Source organism: Streptomyces sp. NPDC057743 (assembly GCF_042798755.1).
In the GTDB taxonomy this organism is placed as follows: Bacteria; Actinomycetota; Actinomycetes; order Streptomycetales; family Streptomycetaceae; genus Streptomyces.
Map to the genome: position 1 here is coordinate 84,742 of NZ_JBHVJX010000028.1, position 19,714 is coordinate 104,455.

The window sequence follows — 19,714 nt, forward strand, 5'->3', positions numbered from 1 at the left end:
AGATGGCGCCGACCGGTGAGATGGCGTCGAGCGGTGAGATGGCGTCGAGTGGTGAGATGGCGTCGGCCGGTGAGGAGTGAGCGGAGCGAGAGGGGAGACGGGGGACGAGGGGCGGGCGCGGGGGCGGTCAACTCCCGCTTCGCCTAAGGCGCGTGGTGCTCAGGGGCCGGCCTTGGTGTCCGTCGGGGGATGCTGCGGGAAGGTGAGGATCGCGCTGGCGCCGCCGTCGGGACCGTTGCCGAAGTGCAGGCCGATGCCGAGGACGGCGGCCTGGCCGACGGCGATGGTCAGGCCGAGGCCGTGGCCCTTGCCGCGACCCGGGGCGTCGGTGCGGAAGCGTTGCGGGCCGTGGCGGAGCAGCGCGTCGGGGTAGCCGGGGCCGTGGTCGCGCACCTCGATGGTGGGGGTGCCGCCGGGCGGCGCGACGACCGTGACGACGACCGGGGGCCGGCCGTGCCGGTGGGCGTTGAGGACGAGGTTGGCGAGGATGCGGTCCAGGCGGCGGCGGTCCGTTTCGACGACCGTGTCGGCGAGGATGCGCACCTCGGTGTCGAGACCGGTGGCGCGCACGGAGCGGACGACCAGCGGGCCGAGTTCGTAGGCGGCGAGGTCGGCGTGCTCGGTGCCGGTGTCCAGCCGGGAGATCTCCAACAGGTCCTCGGTGAGCCGGTGCAGGGCCCGCAACCGGTCGTTGATCATCTCCTTGGGGCGGCCCTCCGGGAGGAGCGCGGCGGAGGCGAGGATGCCGGTGAGCGGGGTGCGCAGCTCGTGGGCGACGTCGGCGGTGAAGCGCTGCTCGGCCTCCAGGCGGCTCTGGAGGGTGGCGGCCATGGAGTCCAGGGCGGCCGCCACGGCCGTCACCTCGTCGCCCGCCGCGGGCGCGCCGCCGGGGCGTTGCCCCGCGGCCTCGCCGACCCTGGCGTCCAGGTCGCCGGCGCTGATCCGGCGGGCGACGGCCGCGGTGGTGGTCAGCCGGCGGCTGATGCGCCGGGCCAGGAAGAGGCCGGCGAGGGCCACGGCCGCGGCGGCGAGGACGGCCGAGCCGAGGATGGCGGTGTCGAACTTGTCCAGCGTCCAGCGGGTGTTCCCGTACGGCGACCAGACGGCCATGATCTGGCTGCCGGCCGGCGCCGCCGCCCACATCACGGGCTGGCCGCGATAGCTGCCGACCATGCTGCCGCGCCGCCCCTTGCGCGCCAACGCCCGTAGTTCGTCGGGGAGTTCGGGCGGGTCGAGGACGGAGTTGATGCCCTCGCGCGAGGTGCCGTACTCGAAGAGGTCCAGCGCGACGTCGAGGTCGGCGTGGGTCTGCTTGCGGACCTGACCGACGGTCTGTCGGGCCACCGCGTTGTGCACGAGCACCCCGAGGACGGCGGCGACCGCGCAGCACACCGCGGTCACGGTCAGCGCGATCTTCCAGCGGAGGGAGACGGCGGGCCGGCGGCGCCTCATGCGGCGTGCCCCGCCGGGGTGGAGGGCGGCGAGGAGGGTTTGGGCTTGTGGGCCAGGTCGAGGGTGAGGTCCCACAGGCCCATCGCATGGCCGTCCCAGACGTAGTCGGTGACGCTGACGTAGCGCGGGTCCTTGGTGGGTTCACGGACCGCGAGGTGGCCGGCGGCGAGCTCGACGCCGGCGAGCACCGCGCGCAGCGCGAGGATCCGGGTGACCACCGCGTCCCGGACGGTGTAGACGCGCAGTTCGCTGGTGCGGCGGTCGAGGTCGACGACGGCGATCAGGTCGGGCTTGCCGTCGTCGGTGAGGTCGTGCAGTACCGGGCGGCGCACCGAACCGGGCTTGGGCGGGGCGGCACCGGAGGCGGCGAAGTCGGCGGCGAGGACGGTGAGCGGGTCGACGCGGGTCAGGTCGCCGCCGGGGACGCGCGGGAGGGCGGTGAGCGGCTTGAGGGCGGCCGGGTTCTCGTTCTCGCGCAGCGGGGCGGGCGAGTACTGCGGCCAGAGGTCCAGCGGGGCGGTGACGCGGCGCGCCCGGCCCTCGTCCTTGAGGCCCTCGGGGCTGGCGCAGCCGGCGAGCAGGGACAGGGCCAGGGGCAGACAGAGGGCGGCCAGGGCGAGCGGTCCGGCGCGGGCACGGGGGCCGGGCGCCGGGGCGTGCGGGCCGGCAATCGGGGTGCTCCCTACGGGACGGAATGCGGGCATAGCGTGATCAAACTACCCAAGGTGCGGGTCCGGGGAATCTTCGGAACGGCCGTTCCGGCGGCGTGCGGGTGGGCGGCCGGAACGGTGGCGCGGAGGCGGTCGCGGCGGGGCGGGGGGCGGGGGCGTCCCGGCGACGGCGGCCCCAGGCCGCTCCGGGCTGCGCCGGACTACTCCGGGCTGCGGCCGGACCGCTCCGACCCACCCCTGCCCGCTCCAGGGCTCGGGAAATACCCGTCCGTCACAGGACTGTCCGCAGAGGTCGGGCTGACTGTTACACAACGTACGGATCTCCGTTATGGACCCTCCGTAGCGTGCTCACACGAACCGCATCCGTAGGGCGGCCACCGGTCGCCCCCGTCGAGGAGTACCCATGCGTGCTCAGCGCCGCTCCGTGATCCGTACCGCCATCGTCGCCGCCGGCGCACTGGCCGCCTTCGCGCTCCCCACGGGCGCCGCGTTCGCCGCCAGCTCCATGGCGCCGACGGAGAGCCGGGCGTCGATCATGCTCCCGGACGAGGGGCTGGCCGGCCTCGCAGAAAAGGCCGGGCACCTGCCGAAGGCAGGCCTCCTCGGCGGCGCGGCCGCGCTGGGCGCGGTCAGCGTGGGCGTCGCGGTGCAGCGCCGTCGGCAGGAGTCGTCGGACCGGTCCCGGTAAAACGCTTGGGTTCCCGATAGACGACCGGTTCCCGGTAGATGACCGGTCCCGGTAGATGACCGGAGGCGTCTCATGCGTCCCCGGCATCCCTGGCATCCCTGGCGTTCCCAGCATCCCCGGCGTCCCCTTCCGTCGCCAGGTGCTGGACCTGCGCGTACCCCAGTGCGCCCCCGTTAGCGGAGAGCGTGGCGCCCGCGCGGATCGCGTCGGCCGCCGCGCAGGCCGCGCCCAGGGCCGTGCGGAACAGCAGCGAGCCGGTGCTGATGCGGCGGACGCCGAGGTCGGCCAGCTCGCGGACGGTGTGCCGGCCCGGCGCGAAGAGGACGTTCAGGGGCGCGGGAATGCCGTCGACGAGCGTCACGATGTCCGCCGCGGGGGTGACGCCCGGGACGAAGACGCCGTCCGCGCCGGCCGCCAGATAGGTCTCGGCCCGGGCCAGGGCCACCGACAGCGGTGGCGGGGCGTCCACCAACCAGTGGGTGTCAATCCGGGCGTTGACGAAGAGATCCGGGGCGCGTTCCTTCACCGCGGCGATCAACTCGGCCTGACGGGCCGGGTCTTGCAGTCCCCCGCCGCCAGGGAGACCGTCCTCCAGGTTGATGCCGGCCGCCCCGTTGGCCGCCAACTCCGCCGCGAGATCGGCGACTTGAGCCGAGCCGCCGCCGAAGCCGCCCTCGATGTCGACGGTGTACGGGCAGGGCAACCGACCGGCGAGGCGGCGGGCCAGGGCGAGGGTGGCGTCGCGGACCTCGGCCAGTCCCAGGCCGTCCGGATGCCCGTGGGCGGCGGCGATCCCCAGGCTGGTGGTGCCGATGGCCGGGTGTCCGGCGTCGGCGAGGGCGACGGCCGAGGCGCTGTCCCAGGCGTTGGGAAGCAGCAGCGGGCGGCCGGGGGCCTGGTGCAGGGCGTGGAAGGCGGCGGACCGCGGGTCGGGGCCCGGGGTGTGCGCGGGGGCGGCGTGGCTGGTCATACGGGCACCGTAGGACGGCGACGTATCGGTGGTCGCCGAAACGTGGTGGCAGACAATGGACGCATGACACCGTCCAACGGGACAGGCGAGGGCCCCGCGCCCGCCCCCGACCAGAGCCATGAGCTGGCCCGGTTGGCCGCGCTGCTGGCCGATCGCACCCGGGCCGCGTTCTGCCTGGCGCTGCTCGACGGGCGGGCCTGGACCGCCGGGGAGCTGGCCGCGTACGCGGGGGTGGCGCCGTCCACCGCGAGCGAGCACCTGTCCCGACTGACCGACGGCGGGCTGCTCGTCGAGCGGCGGCAGGGCCGGCACCGCTACGTCCAGCTCGCCGGGCCGCGCGTCGCCGAGCTGCTGGAATCGGTGACCGCGCACCTCGATCCGCCGTCGGCGCCGCCGCGCGGGCTGCGGGCGGTCAGTGCGTCGGCGGCGCTGGCCCGTGGCCGGACCTGTTACGACCACCTGGCCGGCCGGCTCGGCGTCGCCCTCACCGACGCGATGACCGCGCGCGGACTGCTGGACCAGGACGGCGGGTTCGCGCTCACCGACACCGGGCGGGCGTGGTTCACCGACGCTCTCGGGGTGCCGGCCGACGCGCTGCGCGGCGGCCGCCGCCCGCCGGCCCGGGGCTGCCTGGACTGGACCGAGCGCCGGCAACACCTCGCCGGCACGGCCGGCGCCCGGCTCTGCGAACGGCTGCTGGAGCGGCACTGGATCCGCCGCATCGGCACCGGCCGCGCGGTCCGCCTCACCCCGGAGGGCACGGACGCGCTACGGGAGTTGCTGGGGATCGACGGGGCGACGGCGGGGCTGGCGTAACGGCCAGGGGTCCGCAACGGGCCAGGGGTCCGCAACGGCCCACCGGTCCGTGACGGTCCACGGGTCGGGTTCGTGACGGTGCACGCGTCGGGCCCGTGACGGTGCACGGGTCGGGCCCGTGACGGCCCACGGGGCGGGTCCTAACGGGCCGCGGGGCGTGACCCGTTGGGCGCGCGGAGCAGCCCCACCGTGGCCGGCGCCTTTGGCGCCACCCATACGGGACCGCCATACGGAACGCTCAACAACGCCCCGCGCCCCCGGGACCACCCACCCGCGCATACAGCGTGATCCGCGCCCCTCGTACCTGGGTGCTCCGGCACACCACGAACGACCCGCGCAGCGTGGCCCGTTTGGCGAGTTCCTGGTCGCTGTCGTCGAGCGGCTGTCCGGCCGGGTCGGCGGCGACCACGATGCGGCGGCTGGCCAGCATCCGGTCGCGGATCGCGTCACCGGAGACCTCCGTGCCGTAGAGGGTGTGGGACGCCACCGGGCTCTGGTCCAGGGCGAGATCGCGCAGCCCACGGAAGTCGCGCGGCCGGGTCGCCGCCCAGACCCGGCGGCGGGACGGCGCGAAGAGCAGCCCGTCGCCCGGCTCCGACAGCCGCCGGACGGACTGGGCGACCGCGGTGACGTCGTCGACCCGGCTGTCCGGGCTGCGCAGTTGGGCGTCCACGGGCAGCAGCGCGAGCAGCACCGCCGCCACCCCCGCCAGTCGCCGTAGCCGCCGGCCGCGACCCTGGCCGTCCTCGCCGACCGGCCGCAGCAGCCGGGCCAGCGCGGCGCCGGCGACCAGCGCGAACCCGACGACGTAGTAGAGGACATAGCGGTCCACGTAGGCGGGCTCGATGTTCGACAGGAGCAGCAGCAGGAACGTGGGGAGGAGCAGCAGCGCGAGGCCGAGGGCGCGCAGGCCGACGGGGCCGCGGGAGCGGATCGGGACGCGGGCGCAGAGGGCGCCGACGGCGGCGAGCACCGCGAAGGTCAGCAGCTGGATCGGGTCCGGCCAGGTCAGCCAACTGGTCTGGGCCGCCTGGCGGGTGCTGAAGACGGCGAGCGGTGCCAGCACCGCGACAACGGTGCCGGCGGCGAGCGCCCAGGAGCGCCGCACCCGGCGCGGCAGCCGGGCCAGGGCGACGGCGGCGCCGTGCGCGGGCAGCGCCAGCGAGGCGAACTCGTGCAGCAGACAGGCCAGCAGCATCAGTGCGGTGTAGCCGGGCCAGAGGGCGCGGTGCGGCCCGGGACGCGCGGTGGCGCGCGCCGGAGCCGCCGCGTGCTCGACGGCCAACACCAGCAGGTACGACGCCCAGACGACCAGCGCGCAGACCGTCGCATAGGAGCGGCCCTCCTGCGCGTACTGCTGGACGACCGGGACCAGCGCGAAGGTCAGCCCCGCGCACAGCCCGGCGCGCCGGCCGACCAGGCGCCACCCCAACAGCGCCACCCCGGCGGCGGCCGCCGTCATGGCCACGACGGACGGCAGCCGCAGGCCGATCACCGCGCCGAGGGCGTCGCCGAGCGTGGCGTCGTAGACGGCGAACCAGCAGTGCATCAGCGCGTAGTACAGGCCGTGCACGACGTCGACGTGCTGGAGGGTGGCCCAGAGGGCGGGCAGGCTGCGGTGCGCCATGTCGTAGGTGACCGCCTCGTCCCGCCAGACGGCGTCGCCGCGGCGGACGCCCCAGGCGCCCAGGAACAACATCAGCCCCGCGGGCACCAGAACTACCGCGCTCCGCACCGCCCATACGGGGCGGACGGCGACGAAGGCGGTGCCCCGGGGGTAGGGCGGGGAGGCGGCCGTACCGGCACCGGCGGCCGAGGAAGAGTGCGACGGGTCGATGGCGGGCTCCGGTCACCTCGGGAACGGCACGGCCCAACGGGCGCGCGGCGGGCGGGCGATCAGGCGCCCACCCTAGGGCCTGTCCGACCCCGGCCCCGACCCATCGAACAGGCCCCAGGAGGAGCGAGCGGGAGCGGAAACGGCCGGACGGCCGGGGGATGGTGACCATCCGCCCGGCCGTCCGGCCGCCGCTCTCAACCCAGTCGGGTCAACTTCGCCCCGAAGGACGGCTTGGTCAGATCCGACTTCAGCGCCACCGGTACCTTCTGCTGGCTCTCGCCGTTGCCGACGGTCAGCTCGCCGACGACGGTGCCGGCCTTGGCCTCGTGCCCGATCGCCTTGCCGCCGTCGCCGAGGCTCAACTGGAGCTGCTGGCCCGGGACTCCGACCGCGCTCAGGTCCTGGGTCGCGACGACCGGCGTCTGCCCGCCCAGCCCGTCGTCGACGTAGCCGACGACCTGGCCCTTGGTCACGGCCTTGGCCGAGGTGAGCGCGGACCGCACCGTCTCGATGACCTTCTTGCTGTTCTTCTTGACCATGGTCAGGCTGTTGGACGCGTTGGGGTCGAGCCCCTTGAAGTGCTGGGCCATCATCGTGCCCAGTATCAGGCGGTCCTTGCCGTCCACGGTCTTGTACGCCGCCCAGGACAGCGTGCCACCGGCCGGAGAACTGGAGCCGGTCTTGATGCCCTTGATGCTCAGCCCGGCCAGCAGCAGGTCGTCGTTGTTGTTGTTGATCCGCCCCGGCAGGCCCGGGATCTCGGCGTTGGGCATGGCGACGATCGGCCGGAAGGCGTCGAACTTCATGACGGCCTCGGCCAGCTTGAGCTGGTCGACGGCGGTGCTCACCGTCTTGGCGTCCAGGCCACTGGGGTCGGTGTAGGTGGTCTTGGACATCCCCAGGTCCTTGGCGGCGTCGTTCATCTTCTTGACGAACGCCGCCTCGTTGCCGGACTGGGTGTCCCAACGGGCCAGCAGCCGGGCGATGTTGTTGCCGGAGGGGATCATCAGCATCTTGAGCATGTCCTGCTCGCTGAACTTCTGACCCGCCTTCAGCCCCTCGATCCGCGACTCACTCTCGGAGTTGCCCTCCTGCACCGCCTTGTCGTCGACCTCGATCTGCGGGCCCTTCTCGTTCTTCTTGAGCGGGTGGTCCCTGAGGATCACATAGGCCGTCATGATCTTGGCAACGCTGGCGGTCGGCGTCGGCTTCTCCTCGCCGAACGTCCCCACCTCGCCGGAGCCGACGACCTTGACGGCCGCCTGCCCCTGCTCGGGCCACGGGATGGACAGCTTGCCGCCCGCGAAGGTGAACGAGGACTTGGCGTCGCCGAGGGTCAACTTCGGGTCGGGCAGCGGGCGCACCGCCTGGACCACCGCGAAGATGATCACCAGCAGCGCCACCAACGGGGTCCAGATCTTGACCCGTCGGACGAGGGTGCGCACCGGCGTCTCGGGCGGCGGCGGGGTGTTGGTGAGCTTCGCCAACAGGTCGAGCGGCGGCAGCGGTTCCTGCCGGGTCCGCTCGGACTCGGCCTCCGCGGCGTCGGGCTTCTCGACGTCGGGCTTCCCGGCCGGCTCGTCCGGCGCGGCGGCGGGCGGCATCGCGCCGGGCGCCTTGCCGGCAGGCTCGGCCTTGTCGGCGGGCTTGCCGGCGGGCTTGCCGGCGGGCTCCTCCGCGGACTTCCCGGCGCCGGCGGCGGCGCCAACTGCCGTGCCGGCGGCCTTCTTCGCGTCCTTCGTCGCGTCCTTCGCGTCGCCGGACGCGCCGGCTTCCTTGTCCTGCTTGTCCTGGTCCTTCGCGTCGTCCGCGTCCGAGGTGCTGCCCGGCTTGCGGAGCGGGGTCTTGGGCGCGGTCTTGCCGATCGACCGCTCCGCCGAACCGTCGTCCGCCGGCTTCAACGCCACGAACTGGCTGGTCCGCTCGGCGTCCTGCTCCTCGACGTCGGCCGCCTTGGCCTTGGCGTCGCCGGGCTTGGCGTCGCCCGACTTGGTGTCGCCGGCCTTGGCGTCAGCAGCCTTGGCGTCAGCGGGCTTGGCCTTCGCGTCGCCGGACGTGCCGCCATCCGACTTGTCCTCGCCAGAACTGGCCTTCGCCTCGCCGGACTTGGGCGCATCGGCCTTGGAGCCATCGCCCTTGGCAGCGCCACCCCCGGCAGCACTCGCAGAGGCACCCTTGCCGGCGCCCTTGTCCGTTTCCGTGCCCTTGCCGGCGGCCTCGTCCGTGTCCTTAGTGGCCTTCTCGACGGGCTTGTCGGCGTCCCGCGCCCCGTTCTTGCCGTCGCTGCCGCTGTTGCCGTCGTTGCCGTCGTTGCCGCTGTTGCCCAGCTTGAAGGTGGTGGTCGGCCGGTCGGCGGGACGTTCCTGCTCCGTCTCCCCCGCCTTCTCGCCCTCGCCGGACGACTCCAACTTCCCGGCCTTCGCTACGGCAAACACCCGCGTCGCGTCGTCGGCCGGCGCCTCGTCGGGGCTCTCGCCCTTGCCCTTCTGCGCGCCGATCGCCTTCGCCCCGACCGTCGTGAAGACAGCGGTCGCCTGATCCACGGCCTTCTCGCCGGACCCGGCCTTCTCGGCGGGCTCAGCCTTCGCGCCGGACTCAGCCTTCTCCTCAGCCCCAGCCTTCTCCGGGGCCTTGGGCTTCTTCGCCGCCGCGGGCTTCGCGCCCGAAGGCGCCTTGGCCCGCTGTGCGCCCTCGCCACTCTTGGCCTCGGGATCACCCTCAGCATCGCCCGCCGCGCCGTCCTGGGCCGCCCCAGACGCCTCTACGGCCTCCTTCGCGGGCTCCTTCACGGCCCACTTCGGCTTCGCCCCGTTCGCCGCACCCGCAGCCTTGCCGGTGCCGTCGCCCTCGCCCTTGCCGCCCGAGGTCTTACCGCCGGACCCCTTGCCACCGGAGCCCTTGCCGCCGGCAGCCTTCGCGCCGGACTCAGGCGCGTCCGTCCCGTCGGCGGACGGCTCCTCGTCGCGGCGGACCGTCAGCCGCGGATCCCGTTCGGTGCGCGCCGTCCTCCCCGACGACTGCTCCTTGCCCGACTTCTTGTCCGACTTGTCGGGGGACTCGCCCGCCACCGATGTCTCCTTCACTACGTCGCACTGCCCTGCCTGTGCTAGCTGGCCCGAACGGAACCAGTGTTCCCAAGTGTCCTGTGTCCGAGCGGCCGGTTCCCACCGCCACGCGAACCGGTACAGGCCGCACCCCTCGGAAGATGTCGCCGACGTGCTAGACGAGAACGACATACCTACCGGTTCCCTACCGAACCACCCACGCACCCTCGACAGATGAATGTGAGAGGGGTCACCCTGTCATTCATCCACGCGGGGAGGCTTGGATGGGCAGGAGCCGCAGAACAATTCCGGAGGAGCTTCTGCTGCTGGCTTTGGACCCGGCCACGGGCACCACAGCGCAGCCGCAGTCGCTCGACCTCGGCCTGGCAGGGGCTCAGCTAGTGGAGCTGGCCCTGGCAGGACGGATAGCCCCAGATGGGGATCGTATCGCCGTGGTGATGGCACGGCCGACAGGAGATCCGACTCTGGACTCCGCACTCGAACTGCTGCGCCGGCGCGGCAGTCCGGTACGCGCGGTCCACTGGATCGGCGGGCCCCGACTGGGGCTGCGCCAGACCTACCTCACGCATCTCGAACGGTGCGGCATGGTCCATGCCGTGGCGGGACAGATGTGCGGGGTGCTGCCGACGACGCGCTACCAAGCGACGGAGACGGCGATCAGCCGGGAGATCAGGGCCCGGCTCGACAACGCGATCCGCACCGGCGTCCCACCGGACCCGCGGACCGCGGCGCTCGCCGCGCTGGCCCATGCGGTCGGCCTCGGCAAGCACCTCTACCCGGGGAACGAGGGGCGCTCATCGCGCTCCCGTCTGCGGGACCTGATCCGGCACGACCCCATGGGCGGCCTGGTCGCGCACGCCGTCATGGACGTGCAGAACGGCGTCGCGGCGCAGCCACGGCGGAGCTCGGGTCAAAGCGGCCCGGCCGGCCGGAAGTCCACGGGCCGGGCGACCGAAGCGACCGGAGTGCCGGGCCAGTCCCGGCGACACGGACACGGCAGCATGGCCCGGGTCGGCGCCCGCTAACGGCCGCCGGCGCGCACCACCGGGCGCTCTCGCGCAGCACCGCACCACCCGTCCCGGACCGTTCGGGAGCCGCAGTGAGAGGCGCGGGGTGGCGGACCGAGTCGTTCGGACGACGGCCGGCCGCCACCCCGCGCACCTGTACGTGCTCGCCTTCTGTGGTCATTCGACTGCGCGGCGTCCACATGAAGTGGCAGTCTGCTCAAGAGGAAATGACAGCAGTACGGAGCCGGAGGTGCACGTACCGTGGCGTCCAACGTCAACCCCACCGTGAGGCGACGCCGATTGGGCCAGGAGCTGCGCAGGCTCCGGGAGGACAAGGGCCTGACGGCGGAGCAGGTGGCCGAGCGGCTGCTGGTCTCCCAGTCGAAGATCAGCCGACTGGAGAACGGCCGGCGCAGCATCAGCCAGCGCGATGTCCGCGACCTGTGCGGGGTCTACGAGGTCGAGGACCGCCGGATAGTGGATTCGCTGATGCAGATGGCCAAGGATTCGCGCCAGCAAGGCTGGTGGCACGCCTTCGGTGACATCCCGTACAGCGTCTACATCGGTCTGGAGACCGAGGCGGCGTCGCTGCGGACGTACGAGTCCCTGCTGGTGCCGGGCCTGTTGCAGACGCCCGGCTACGCCGAGGCGGTCATCCCCGGCTCGATCCCGGAGCTGGCGCCGGAGGACCTGGAGAAGCGCATCCAGGTGCGGATGCGGCGGCAGGAGCGGGTCAACGACCCCGATCGCCCGCTGCGGCTGTGGGTCGTCCTGGACGAGAGCGCGCTACGGAGGGTGGTCGGCAGCCACCTGATCATGCGGGAGCAGTTGGAGCACCTCGTCGAGGTGAGCAAGCTGCCGCACGTGACGGTGCAGGTGCTGCCGTACGACGCCGGGGCACACGCCGGGATGTCCGGCACGTTCTCGATCCTGGAGTTCGACGACGCGGCGGACTCCAGCGTGGTCTACATCGAGGGCGTCACCAGCGACCTGTACCTGGAGAAGACCAACGACGTGCACAAGTACACGATCATGTACGAGCACCTGCGGGCGCAGGCGTTGAGCGCGGAGGCGAGCCGGGAGTTCATCGCGGAGGCCGCCAAGCGCCATGCGGATGCGCTGAGTTGAGGGCGGGCTGGCCGGGTGTCGACGGCCGCGATCGACCGGAATGTTGCATTCCGATGAACAAGGTCGCAAGGTACACCCGGGCCAGCGCGCCTGAGAAGCGATCATTGAATATGCCATGCGGACGGGTGAACGGCCCTCTCCGGCCGGTGATGTTGGCGCGTAGCGTCGGTCTCACCGAATCCCCGGTAACTCAGAGTAAGTTGGAGTGAAAATGGCCGTTCAGCCCAATTCCGCGTTCTCCTGGACCAAGTCCTCGTACTCCGGCGCCAACGCCTGCGTGGAGATCGCCGTGCCGACCACCGCGGCCATCGCGGTGCGTGACTCCAAGGACCCCGAGGGGCCGCGCCTCACGTTCGACAACTCCTCCTGGCACAGCTTCGTTTCGGACCTCTCCGCCGGGGCGTTCGACCTCTCCTGACCCGCGCCGTCAGCAACCGCATTCCGTGTGAGCGCAGGCACGGATACGAGCCCTCTCGACTGGATCGCCGTCCCGGCCGAGGGGGCTCGGCCATGTCCGCGCGCGGGCGGTGCGCGGCGCACCGGCCGTACCGCTCACCGGAGTTGGTCCACGTACCGGTCCGTGCCGGGGACGGTGGGGAGGAACGGGGCGACCAGTTCCACCCGGCCCAGGCCGACGGCGGCCACCTCCGCGTCCAGGCCGGTGAGGTGGTCCGGGAAGGCGCGGCGGGGGTCCTGTTCCAGGAACCACAGCAGGGTCAGCCGGGTGTCGACGCCCGCGACCTGCTGGACGTAGGGCATCCGGTCGGCGGGCAGTGGCGTCGGCCGGAAGACGGTGACCAGCGCCGCCGGCGAACTCGCCAACCGGCGGGGCACATGGTCCTCGCGCAGCCAGGCCAGCAGGGCGGCGCGGTGTTCCGGGCCGTCGGTGTCGATGACTTCGAGGACGAGTCCGGCGTAGGGGTGGTCGAGGGCGTGGGTGTCTCGGGGGCCGGCGGCGCCGTCCCGGTAGACGGTGGTCGCGTGGTCGTGGAAGGCGGTGAGGACGTGGGTGCGGTCCTGGAGGATCCGGCCGTCGCGGTGCAGGCGTTGGTTGGTGGTGACGGTCCACCGCATATGGGCGTCGTAGCGGCCCGCGGTGAGCCAGTAGGTGGTGAGGTAGCAGCCGGCGGTGAGGGGGCGGGCGACCGCGGAGTGCCGGGGGTAGCGCAGGAGTTGGAGGTCGCGGGTGGCGACCCAGCGGCGGCCGGCGAAGATCCAGGGCATGGCCATCGCGCCGGCGATGTAGTGGTCGTCCTCGTACCAGCGGTTGTAGGCGCGTTCGTGGCCGGGGTGCGGTTCGACCAGGGTGATCAGGGCGTGGCCGGGGCGGGCGGCGTACGGGCCGGTGGCGGGCAGGGCGGCGTAGGCGGCGAGTTCGTCGGGAGTGGCGGCGGGGTCGGTGCGGTGGTCGTCGGTCGTCATGGCGGCAGGTGTAACTGACGCAGAATCAGAAGGGGAGGGGTGTGGACGAGGAATCCCCGGTGGCGGAACGGCGATTCACCATACGGACAGCTCTGCGGGGGCGGCCGGCGCCTTTCTAGGCTGCCCGGCACCTGCGGCTCACGGTGGTTCCCGCAGCGCCCGCCCGAGCGAGGAGAGTCGACATGCCGGATCACGTCCACCCCGCCGCGCCCGTCCCCGAGTTCGCCGCCCGGGCGCAGCGGACCGGCTCCTCGCCCGTGCGCGAGATCCTGGCGCTGACCGCGCGCCCCGAGGTGATCTCGTTCGCCGGCGGGCTGCCGGCGCCCGAACTCTTCGACGCGGAGGGGATATCCGCGGCCTTCGCCGAGGTGCTGGCCCGGGCGCCACAGCGGGCGCTGCAGTATGCGACCACGGAGGGCGATCCGGCACTGCGGGCGGCCGTCGCGGCCCGCACCACCGCCCGCGGGCTGCCCACCGCCGCCGACGACCTGCTGGTCACCACCGGCTCCCAGCAGGGGCTGACGCTGCTGGCCACCGCCCTGTTGGAGCCGGGCGACGTGGTGTTGGTGGAGGACCCCTGCTATCTGGCGGCACTGCAGATCTTCTCCCTCGCGGGCGCCCGGGTGGTGGCGGTACCCACCGACGACGAGGGTCTGGACCCGGTGGCGCTGGACGAGATCGCCGCCCGCGAGCGCCCCAAACTCCTCTATGTCATCCCGACGTTCCAGAACCCCACGGGGCGGACGCTGACCGCCGAGCGGCGCGCCGAGGTCGCCCGGGTCGCCGCCCGGCGCGGGCTGTGGATCGCCGAGGACGACCCGTACGGGGAGCTGCGGTTCGAGGGGGAGCCGCGGCCCTGGATCGCCGCGCTGCCCGGGGCCGAGGACCGCACGGCGCTGCTCGGCTCGTTCTCCAAGGTGATGGCGCCGGGGCTGCGGCTGGGCACGCTGCGGGCGCCGGCGGCGCTGCGGCGGGCCTGTGTGATCGCCAAGCAGGCCGCCGATCTGCACACCTCGACGGTCGATCAGGCCGCCGCGGCACGGTACTTGGCGGCCTCGGACCTGGACGCGCATCTGGCGCGGGTGCGGGACGCCTACCGGGAGCGGCGGGACGCCCTGGTGGCGGGGTTGCCGACGGCGCTCCCCGAGGGCTCGCGGTGGAACCGCCCGGAGGGTGGGATGTTCGTCTGGGCGACGCTGCCGGCGGGGTACGACACGGCGGCGCTGCTGCCGGAAGTGGTGCGTCATGACGTGGCGTATGTGCCGGGGGCGCCGTTCTTCGCCGGGCGGCCGGACCCGGCGACGCTGCGGCTGTCGTTCGTCACGCACGGGCCACGGGAGATCGGCGAGGGGTTGCGGCGGCTGCGTACGGCGCTGGGCGAGGCCCGGCGGGGCGCGTAACGACCACGGCGGTCGGGGCGCGTCGGGTGGCGGAAAAACCACTTCCCGGCGGGCCCGGTGCGGGCGGAGACTGAAGGGTCCACGGCGCACGCCCCACGGCGCGCGGCCCATCGGCGGGTGCGCCAACCCTCCACGCCCCGCCGGCAGTTGGAACGCGTCCTGCCTGGAGGCCGGATGAGCAGTGGCCCCGACCTGAGGGACCCCGAAGATCCCCCGACCCGCCCGTCCCCGTCCCTGCGGCGCCGCCTGCGGACCGCGCTGCGGGACCTCGGCTCGCGCTGCCGCGGCGCCGGGCGCTGGCTGCGCGCGCACGCCCGGCATGCGCTGGTGGTGGGCGTGGTCACCTCGGTCGTCGGCGCGCTCGCCACGTTCGGCGCCAGCCAGCTCCCCAAGCTGTACGAGAAGCCGCCGCCCAGCTGCCCCGGGGCCGGCTGCGACGGCAAGGACCCGAACGCCACCGGGTGCGGGGTGGACGCGGTGAGCTTCGAGCCGGCGGCGGGCAATCCGGTCCGCCTCCACCTGCGGTACAGCAAGCGCTGCGGCGCCGTCTGGGGGCGGATCGTGGCGGGCGGGGTCGGCGACGAGGTGACGGTGAGCGTGACCGGCGGCTCGTCCCGCAGCGCCTTCATCGCCTCCCACCATGACGTCTACACGCCGATGGCCTCGGTGGGCGACACCTTCCAGGCGCGGTTCTGCGCGGTGCCGACGAACAGTCCCAACCGGTCCGACCCCTGGGTCAAGTACTGCTTCGAGGCGACGCAGTCGTCGGCCTGGGAGTGAGCCTGGGAGTGAGCGGGGGCCGGCGCGGCACCGGCCTTCTCTTCGCGGCACCGCGCGCCTACCCTGCTGCCCCGCCACGGATTTGACGCTACGTCAGCACGCCTCGCACCGTGGCCGACCGACAGGAGGCCCGCGCATGCTGCTGTGCGACAAGACCGTCATCGTCTCCGGCGTCGGCGCCGGGCTCGGCCACCGGGTCGCGGCGGCCTGCATACGGGACGGCGCCCGCGTCGTGCTGGGCGCGCGCACCGAGCGCAACCTCGCGGACACCGCGGCCCGGATCGACGCGTCCGGCCGGCGCACGGCCTGGCGGGCGACCGACATCGGCGACGAGGCGCAGTGCGCGGCGCTGGCCGAGGTGGCCGTGGAGCGGTTCGGCGGGATCGACGCGGTGGTCCATGTCGCGGCGCTGGACGACCAGTTCGGGGGGTTGCGGGACGCCGACTTCGACGCCTGGCGGCGGGTGTTGGACGTCAACCTCTTCGGCACGCTGCGGATGACCCGCGCCTGCCTGCCGGCGATGACGGCGGGCGGCGGCGGCTCGGTGGTGCTGATCGGCACCCAGTCGTCGGTGGCCGCGCCCTCGCAGGTGCAGCAGGCGGCCTATGCGGCGTCCAAGGGCGGGCTGGTGTCGGCGATGTACTCGCTGGCGCGGGAGGTGGGGCCGGACCGGATCCGGGTCAACACCGTGCAGCCGGGCTGGATGTGGGGCCCGCCGGTGGCGGCGTTCGTGCGGCGGACGGCGGCGGCCGAGGGGGTGCCGGAGTCCGCGGTGCGGGAGCGGTTGGCCGGGCGGATGGCGCTGCCGGAGCTGGCGACCGACGCGGACGTGGCGGAGGCGGCGGTCTTCCTGGCCTCGGACCGGGCGCGGGCCATCACCGGGCAGTCGCTGCTGGTGAACGCGGGCGAGCTGATGCGCTAGCGGACGGCGGCGCGGGGCGCGGGACCACGCCACCCGGCACCGCCCAACGGCCTTACGGGGCACGGCCCGTGCGGCCGTTCGCCCTGTGCCGGGCCCGCCGCTCCCGTTCGCTTCACTGACCCCCGTTCACACCCATGACCGTCCAGCCCCTTGACCCGTGCGCGCGACGAACGGTTCAATCCCCAAAGTTCCCGCTCCCGAACGGGGACTTGGCACCGCAGGACCGCAGCACGGCGAAGTGATTCCACACCCGGAACGTTCACAGGGCGGACCCCTGGAGGGGGCATGAACAGTCTCGACTGGGCCGTGCTCATCGGCTACTTCGGCGTGATGGTCGCGATCGGGATGTGGTCGCACCGGCGGGTGGACGACGTCGGCGACTTCTTCACCGCCGGCGGCCGGATGCCGTGGTGGCTGTCCGGCATCTCGCACCACATGTCCGGCTACAGCGCTGTGATGTTCACCGGCTACGCCGGCATCGCCTACCAGTACGGCATCACCTCCTACGTCACCTGGTCCTTCCCCATCGCCGTCGGAATCGCCATCGGGGCCCGGCTGTTCGCGGGCCGACTGAACCGGCTGCGCTCCCGGCTCGGCGTCGCCTCGCCGCTGGAGTACCTCAAGAACCGCTACGACCTGCGCACGCAGCAGGCGCTCGCCTGGTCGGGGGTGCTGCTGAAGGTGGTGGACGTGGGCGCCAAGTGGGCGGCGATCGCGACCCTGTTGTCGGTCTTCACCGGGCTCTCGCTCAACCAGGGCATCCTGCTCACCGGGGTGATCACCGGCGTCTACTGCACGGTCGGCGGGCTGTGGGCGGACGCCCTGACCGAACTGGGGCAGTTCGTCATCCAGTTGGTGGCCGGGGTCGCGATGCTGGTGACGGTGCTGGGCGAACTGGGCGGCGTCGGCGGGCTGGGGACGGTCTGGGACCGGCTGCCGGACGGGCACGCCCAGCCGACCGCCGGCCCGTACACCCTGACGTTCCTGCTCGCCTACCTCTTCATCAAGACCTTCGAGTACAGCGGCGGGATGTGGAGCCAGGCGCAGCGCTACATGGCCACCCGCTCCGCCCGGGAGGCGCGCCGCTCGGCGCTGCTGTCGGCGGGGCTGTGGCTGGTGTGGCCGGCCGTGCTGTTCTTCCCGATGTGGGCGGCGCCGCTCCTGGTGACGGCCACGAAGCCGGACGCCTCGGACGCGTATGCGCTGCTGACCGAACGGCTGTTGCCGCACGGCCTGTTGGGGCTGGTGGTGGTCGGCTTCTTCTCGCACTCGATGGCGATGTGCTCCTCGGACGCCAACGCGATCGCCGCGGTGTTCACCCGGGACATCGCGCCGGCGGTGTCGGCGCGGGCCCGTACCTGGTCGCACCGGGCCGGGCTGCTGGCGGCGCGGGTGTCGACGGTGTGCTTCCTGGCGCTGTCGATGGCGATCGCCACGCAGGTCAACTCGCCGGCGTTCAAGGACATCATCACCGTTGTCATCAAGTGGGTGGCGGGGCTGGTCGGGCCGGTGTCGATCCCGTTCCTGCTGGGGATGGTGCCGGCGCTGCGCAGGTCGGGGCCGGTGGCGGCGCTGGTGTCCTGGGCGGCCGGGCTGGTGGCGTTCTGGCTGACCAACTTCGGGCTGTCCGGGGTGGAGTTGCAGCTCCAGATCGCGGCGCCGGTGGCGACCTCGCTGGTGCTGTTCGTCCTGCTCGGCCTCGTCCGCCCGGAGACCAGCGACGCCCGCGACGCCCTGCTGGCCCGGATCAACGGCCCCGGGGAGGGCGGCGAGGGGGCGGCCCGGGAGGCGGTGACGTCGAGCGGGGGGTGACGGGGTGCCTGACTCGTTAGGCGCGGGGGTAGCGGGCCAGCCAGCCGGGGGCGGAGCCGGCGGGGCCGTGGAGGGTGGGGCCCTGGGTCATCTCCATGGCGAAGTCGTCGGCGAGTTGGAGGATGGTGGCCCGGCCCTCCAGCTCGACCAGCCAGTTGGGGGGCAGCGCGGTCTCGCCGTGCAGGGTGCCCAGGAGGTTGCCGCAGATGGCGCCGGTGGAGTCGCTGTCGCCGCCGTGGTTGACGGCGAGCAGCAGGCCGTGCCGGACGTCCTCGGCGACCAGGGCGCAGTACACGCCGATGGCCAGCGCCTCCTCGGCGGTCCAGCCCTCGCCCAGCGACTCGACCCGGGCGGCCGTCGGCATGCCCTGCCGGACGGCGCCCAGCGCGGCCTTGAGGGCGTCGGTGGTCTCCTCGTGGTCGGGGCGGGTGGCGAGGTGGGCCAGGGCCTTCTGGACGGCGCCGTCGAGGTCGTCGCCGCGGGCCAGGCCGTGGCTGATCACGGCGAACGCGCCGGCGGCGAGGTAGCCGGTGGGGTGGCCGTGGGTCTGCGCGGCGCATTCGACGGCGAGTTGGAAGACCAGTTGCGGCTCCCAGCCGACGAGCAGGCCGAACGGCGCGGAGCGCATCACCGCGCCGCAGCCCTTGGAGTCCGGGTTCTTGGGCGCCTCCAGGGTGCCCATCACCTCGTCGCCGAGGCCGCCGAGGCAGGCGCGGCCGGGGGCCCGGCGGGCGTAGAGCCACTCCTCGCGGGCCAGCCAGCCGTCGTCGTCCCGACGCTCGTCGGGGCCCCAGTCGCGCTGGGTGGCGGCCCAGCGCAGATAGGCGCGGTGCACGTCGGTGGGCGGGTGCCAGGCGCCGGTGTCCCGGCGGACCTGGGCGCGGATCAGCCCGTCGACGGTGAAGAGGGTCATCTGGGTGTCGTCGGTGACCGCGCCGCGGCGCCCGAAGGCGGGCACCAGGTCGGTCACGCCGTCCTGGCCGTGCGCCTCGCGGATCGCGTCCAGGGAGTCGAACTCGATGCCGGCGCCGAGCGCGTCGCCGATGGCGCCGCCCAGCAGGCAGCCGCGCACCCGGCTGCGGAAGTCCTGCTGCTCGGCGCGGCCCCAGATCGCGGTGCCGCCTCCTGTCGCACTCATGCCGGACCCCCGTCGTGCTGTCTCACTGCGCCCTCCCGACGCTCGCACACCCGTGTCTTAGGGCGTGGGACGCCCCTGGCGAAGCACTGTATCGACCGAGAATGATCGGAACCGGGCCGGGTTTGTTTCAGATCCGGATCGTGATCTGACAGGTGGGGCGGCCCGGCCGGGGGCGAGCGCGGAGGGCCCGGTTCCACCTGGCGGGTTCTCCCTCCGCGTGGGCGTTCGATGATGGCCGCGCCGCCCGCTGGGCATGCTCTCCCCATGTCCGAGTACGAGTGGGACCGCACCACCATGGCCGTCGTGGCCTCGGCCCTGTCCGGGGACAGTGACGGCGCGGTGGAACTCCTCCGGCCGCTCCCCCAACGCGATGTGTGCCATGTCGCGGTGCGGCTGGCCGCGATGGCCGCCGACGCGCTGATCGTCGCCGCCCAGGACGCCGGCGGCGACCGCGAGGAGGCGCTGTCGCAGTGGCAGCAGTGCATCCTCCAGCACGAGGCGGAGTACGACGAGGGCTAGGGCGCTTCTGACGGATCTCCGTGGAGGAAGGAGCGGCGTCTGGTGCGTGCGATCGCAAGGCGCCGGGATGGCTTCATAGCGGAGCTA

General features: G+C 73.3%; 17 protein-coding genes. 10 read left to right on the forward strand and 7 right to left on the reverse strand.

The genetic code is table 11. The features are described from left to right. Window positions 1-159: 159 nt before the first annotated feature. Together ACFVFQ_RS28120 and ACFVFQ_RS28125 are read right to left on the reverse strand one after the other, a co-directional pair. Entirely contained in the window at window positions 160-1,452 is a 1,293-nt protein-coding gene (locus tag ACFVFQ_RS28120) for a sensor histidine kinase (RefSeq protein WP_383420960.1), read from the reverse strand. Further along, entirely contained in the window at window positions 1,449-2,156 is a 708-nt protein-coding gene (locus ACFVFQ_RS28125) for a hypothetical protein (protein WP_383420962.1), read from the reverse strand. The genes ACFVFQ_RS28120 and ACFVFQ_RS28125 overlap by 4 nt, the downstream gene beginning before the upstream one ends. A gap of 370 nt (window positions 2,157-2,526) precedes the next feature. Between ACFVFQ_RS28125 and ACFVFQ_RS28130 the strand changes: the two genes are divergently transcribed. Then, window positions 2,527-2,811 (forward strand): hypothetical protein, encoded by a 285-nt coding sequence (locus ACFVFQ_RS28130; RefSeq protein ID WP_383420964.1) that lies wholly within the window; start codon window positions 2,527-2,529, stop codon window positions 2,809-2,811. Between the two features lie 70 nt (window positions 2,812-2,881). On the opposite strand, the gene ACFVFQ_RS28135 is transcribed toward ACFVFQ_RS28130, so the two are convergent. Then, complete coding sequence (locus ACFVFQ_RS28135; RefSeq protein WP_383420966.1) at window positions 2,882-3,781, reverse strand: isocitrate lyase/phosphoenolpyruvate mutase family protein; 900 nt, start codon at window positions 3,779-3,781, stop codon at window positions 2,882-2,884. Window positions 3,782-3,844: 63 nt separating this feature from the next. Here ACFVFQ_RS28135 and ACFVFQ_RS28140 point away from each other — a divergent pair, with 63 nt between their 5' ends. After that, window positions 3,845-4,597 carry an ArsR/SmtB family transcription factor gene (locus ACFVFQ_RS28140; protein ID WP_383420969.1) on the forward strand — a complete coding sequence of 251 codons (753 nt, stop codon included), beginning with the start codon at window positions 3,845-3,847 and terminating at the stop codon, window positions 4,595-4,597. 238 nt (window positions 4,598-4,835) lie between these two features. Here the strand turns inward: ACFVFQ_RS28140 and ACFVFQ_RS28145 are convergent, their stop codons facing one another. Continuing rightward, entirely contained in the window at window positions 4,836-6,296 is a 1,461-nt protein-coding gene (locus tag ACFVFQ_RS28145; protein WP_383421023.1) for a hypothetical protein, read from the reverse strand. Window positions 6,297-6,628: 332 nt separating this feature from the next. Next, complete coding sequence (locus ACFVFQ_RS28150; RefSeq protein ID WP_383420972.1) at window positions 6,629-9,502, reverse strand: D-alanyl-D-alanine carboxypeptidase family protein; 2,874 nt, start codon at window positions 9,500-9,502, stop codon at window positions 6,629-6,631. Window positions 9,503-9,762: 260 nt separating this feature from the next. Here ACFVFQ_RS28150 and ACFVFQ_RS28155 point away from each other — a divergent pair, with 260 nt between their 5' ends. From ACFVFQ_RS28155 to ACFVFQ_RS28165, 3 genes are all read left to right on the forward strand, one after another. Then, window positions 9,763-10,524, forward strand: a complete 762-nt coding sequence (locus ACFVFQ_RS28155) for a GPP34 family phosphoprotein (RefSeq protein WP_383420975.1) — start codon at window positions 9,763-9,765, stop codon at window positions 10,522-10,524. A 243-nt stretch (window positions 10,525-10,767) separates the two neighbouring features. Next, window positions 10,768-11,634 carry a helix-turn-helix domain-containing protein gene (locus ACFVFQ_RS28160; RefSeq protein ID WP_383420978.1) on the forward strand — a complete coding sequence of 289 codons (867 nt, stop codon included), beginning with the start codon at window positions 10,768-10,770 and terminating at the stop codon, window positions 11,632-11,634. 211 nt (window positions 11,635-11,845) lie between these two features. After that, window positions 11,846-12,052: a DUF397 domain-containing protein gene (locus tag ACFVFQ_RS28165; RefSeq protein WP_383420981.1), complete on the forward strand. Its 207-nt coding sequence runs from the start codon at window positions 11,846-11,848 to the stop codon at window positions 12,050-12,052. A gap of 134 nt (window positions 12,053-12,186) precedes the next feature. Here ACFVFQ_RS28165 and ACFVFQ_RS28170 read toward each other — a convergent pair whose 3' ends face one another. After that, window positions 12,187-13,056: a hypothetical protein gene (locus ACFVFQ_RS28170; RefSeq protein ID WP_383420984.1), complete on the reverse strand. Its 870-nt coding sequence runs from the start codon at window positions 13,054-13,056 to the stop codon at window positions 12,187-12,189. Between the two features lie 182 nt (window positions 13,057-13,238). On the opposite strand from ACFVFQ_RS28170, the gene ACFVFQ_RS28175 reads away from it, so the two are divergent. From ACFVFQ_RS28175 to ACFVFQ_RS28190, 4 genes are all read left to right on the forward strand, one after another. Continuing rightward, on the forward strand, window positions 13,239-14,456 hold the full coding sequence (locus tag ACFVFQ_RS28175) for a PLP-dependent aminotransferase family protein (RefSeq protein ID WP_383420987.1): 1,218 nt from the start codon (window positions 13,239-13,241) through the stop codon (window positions 14,454-14,456). Window positions 14,457-14,630: 174 nt separating this feature from the next. Further along, the gene (locus ACFVFQ_RS28180) at window positions 14,631-15,236 is read left to right on the forward strand and encodes a DUF2690 domain-containing protein (RefSeq protein ID WP_383420990.1); all 606 of its coding nucleotides are present in this window, start codon (window positions 14,631-14,633) and stop codon (window positions 15,234-15,236) included. Between the two features lie 136 nt (window positions 15,237-15,372). Further along, the gene (locus ACFVFQ_RS28185) at window positions 15,373-16,158 is read left to right on the forward strand and encodes an SDR family oxidoreductase (protein ID WP_383420993.1); all 786 of its coding nucleotides are present in this window, start codon (window positions 15,373-15,375) and stop codon (window positions 16,156-16,158) included. 285 nt (window positions 16,159-16,443) lie between these two features. After that, complete coding sequence (locus tag ACFVFQ_RS28190; RefSeq protein ID WP_383420996.1) at window positions 16,444-17,970, forward strand: sodium:solute symporter family protein; 1,527 nt, start codon at window positions 16,444-16,446, stop codon at window positions 17,968-17,970. Window positions 17,971-17,986: 16 nt separating this feature from the next. Here ACFVFQ_RS28190 and ACFVFQ_RS28195 read toward each other — a convergent pair whose 3' ends face one another. Next, on the reverse strand, window positions 17,987-19,108 hold the full coding sequence (locus ACFVFQ_RS28195; RefSeq protein WP_383420999.1) for an ADP-ribosylglycohydrolase family protein: 1,122 nt from the start codon (window positions 19,106-19,108) through the stop codon (window positions 17,987-17,989). 264 nt (window positions 19,109-19,372) lie between these two features. Between ACFVFQ_RS28195 and ACFVFQ_RS28200 the strand changes: the two genes are divergently transcribed. Then, window positions 19,373-19,627 carry a hypothetical protein gene (locus ACFVFQ_RS28200; RefSeq protein ID WP_274915168.1) on the forward strand — a complete coding sequence of 85 codons (255 nt, stop codon included), beginning with the start codon at window positions 19,373-19,375 and terminating at the stop codon, window positions 19,625-19,627. Window positions 19,628-19,714: the final 87 nt, after the last annotated feature.

What these genes read in the sequence shown, in the direction of transcription:
- ACFVFQ_RS28125 (WP_383420962.1), bottom strand. Translation starts at nt 2,156, where the DNA reads ATGCCCGCATTCCGTCCCGTAGGGAGCACCCCGATTGCCGGCCCGCAC.
- ACFVFQ_RS28190 (WP_383420996.1), top strand. Translation starts at nt 16,444, where the DNA reads ATGAACAGTCTCGACTGGGCCGTGCTCATCGGCTACTTCGGCGTGATG.
- ACFVFQ_RS28120 (WP_383420960.1), bottom strand. Translation starts at nt 1,452, where the DNA reads ATGAGGCGCCGCCGGCCCGCCGTCTCCCTCCGCTGGAAGATCGCGCTG.
- ACFVFQ_RS28140 (WP_383420969.1), top strand. Translation starts at nt 3,845, where the DNA reads ATGACACCGTCCAACGGGACAGGCGAGGGCCCCGCGCCCGCCCCCGAC.
- ACFVFQ_RS28175 (WP_383420987.1), top strand. Translation starts at nt 13,239, where the DNA reads ATGCCGGATCACGTCCACCCCGCCGCGCCCGTCCCCGAGTTCGCCGCC.
- ACFVFQ_RS28130 (WP_383420964.1), top strand. Translation starts at nt 2,527, where the DNA reads ATGCGTGCTCAGCGCCGCTCCGTGATCCGTACCGCCATCGTCGCCGCC.
- ACFVFQ_RS28185 (WP_383420993.1), top strand. Translation starts at nt 15,373, where the DNA reads ATGCTGCTGTGCGACAAGACCGTCATCGTCTCCGGCGTCGGCGCCGGG.
- ACFVFQ_RS28145 (WP_383421023.1), bottom strand. Translation starts at nt 6,296, where the DNA reads ATGTTGTTCCTGGGCGCCTGGGGCGTCCGCCGCGGCGACGCCGTCTGG.
- ACFVFQ_RS28195 (WP_383420999.1), bottom strand. Translation starts at nt 19,108, where the DNA reads ATGAGTGCGACAGGAGGCGGCACCGCGATCTGGGGCCGCGCCGAGCAG.
- ACFVFQ_RS28170 (WP_383420984.1), bottom strand. Translation starts at nt 13,056, where the DNA reads ATGACGACCGACGACCACCGCACCGACCCCGCCGCCACTCCCGACGAA.
- ACFVFQ_RS28200 (WP_274915168.1), top strand. Translation starts at nt 19,373, where the DNA reads ATGTCCGAGTACGAGTGGGACCGCACCACCATGGCCGTCGTGGCCTCG.
- ACFVFQ_RS28135 (WP_383420966.1), bottom strand. Translation starts at nt 3,781, where the DNA reads ATGACCAGCCACGCCGCCCCCGCGCACACCCCGGGCCCCGACCCGCGG.
- ACFVFQ_RS28155 (WP_383420975.1), top strand. Translation starts at nt 9,763, where the DNA reads ATGGGCAGGAGCCGCAGAACAATTCCGGAGGAGCTTCTGCTGCTGGCT.
- ACFVFQ_RS28165 (WP_383420981.1), top strand. Translation starts at nt 11,846, where the DNA reads ATGGCCGTTCAGCCCAATTCCGCGTTCTCCTGGACCAAGTCCTCGTAC.
- ACFVFQ_RS28180 (WP_383420990.1), top strand. Translation starts at nt 14,631, where the DNA reads ATGAGCAGTGGCCCCGACCTGAGGGACCCCGAAGATCCCCCGACCCGC.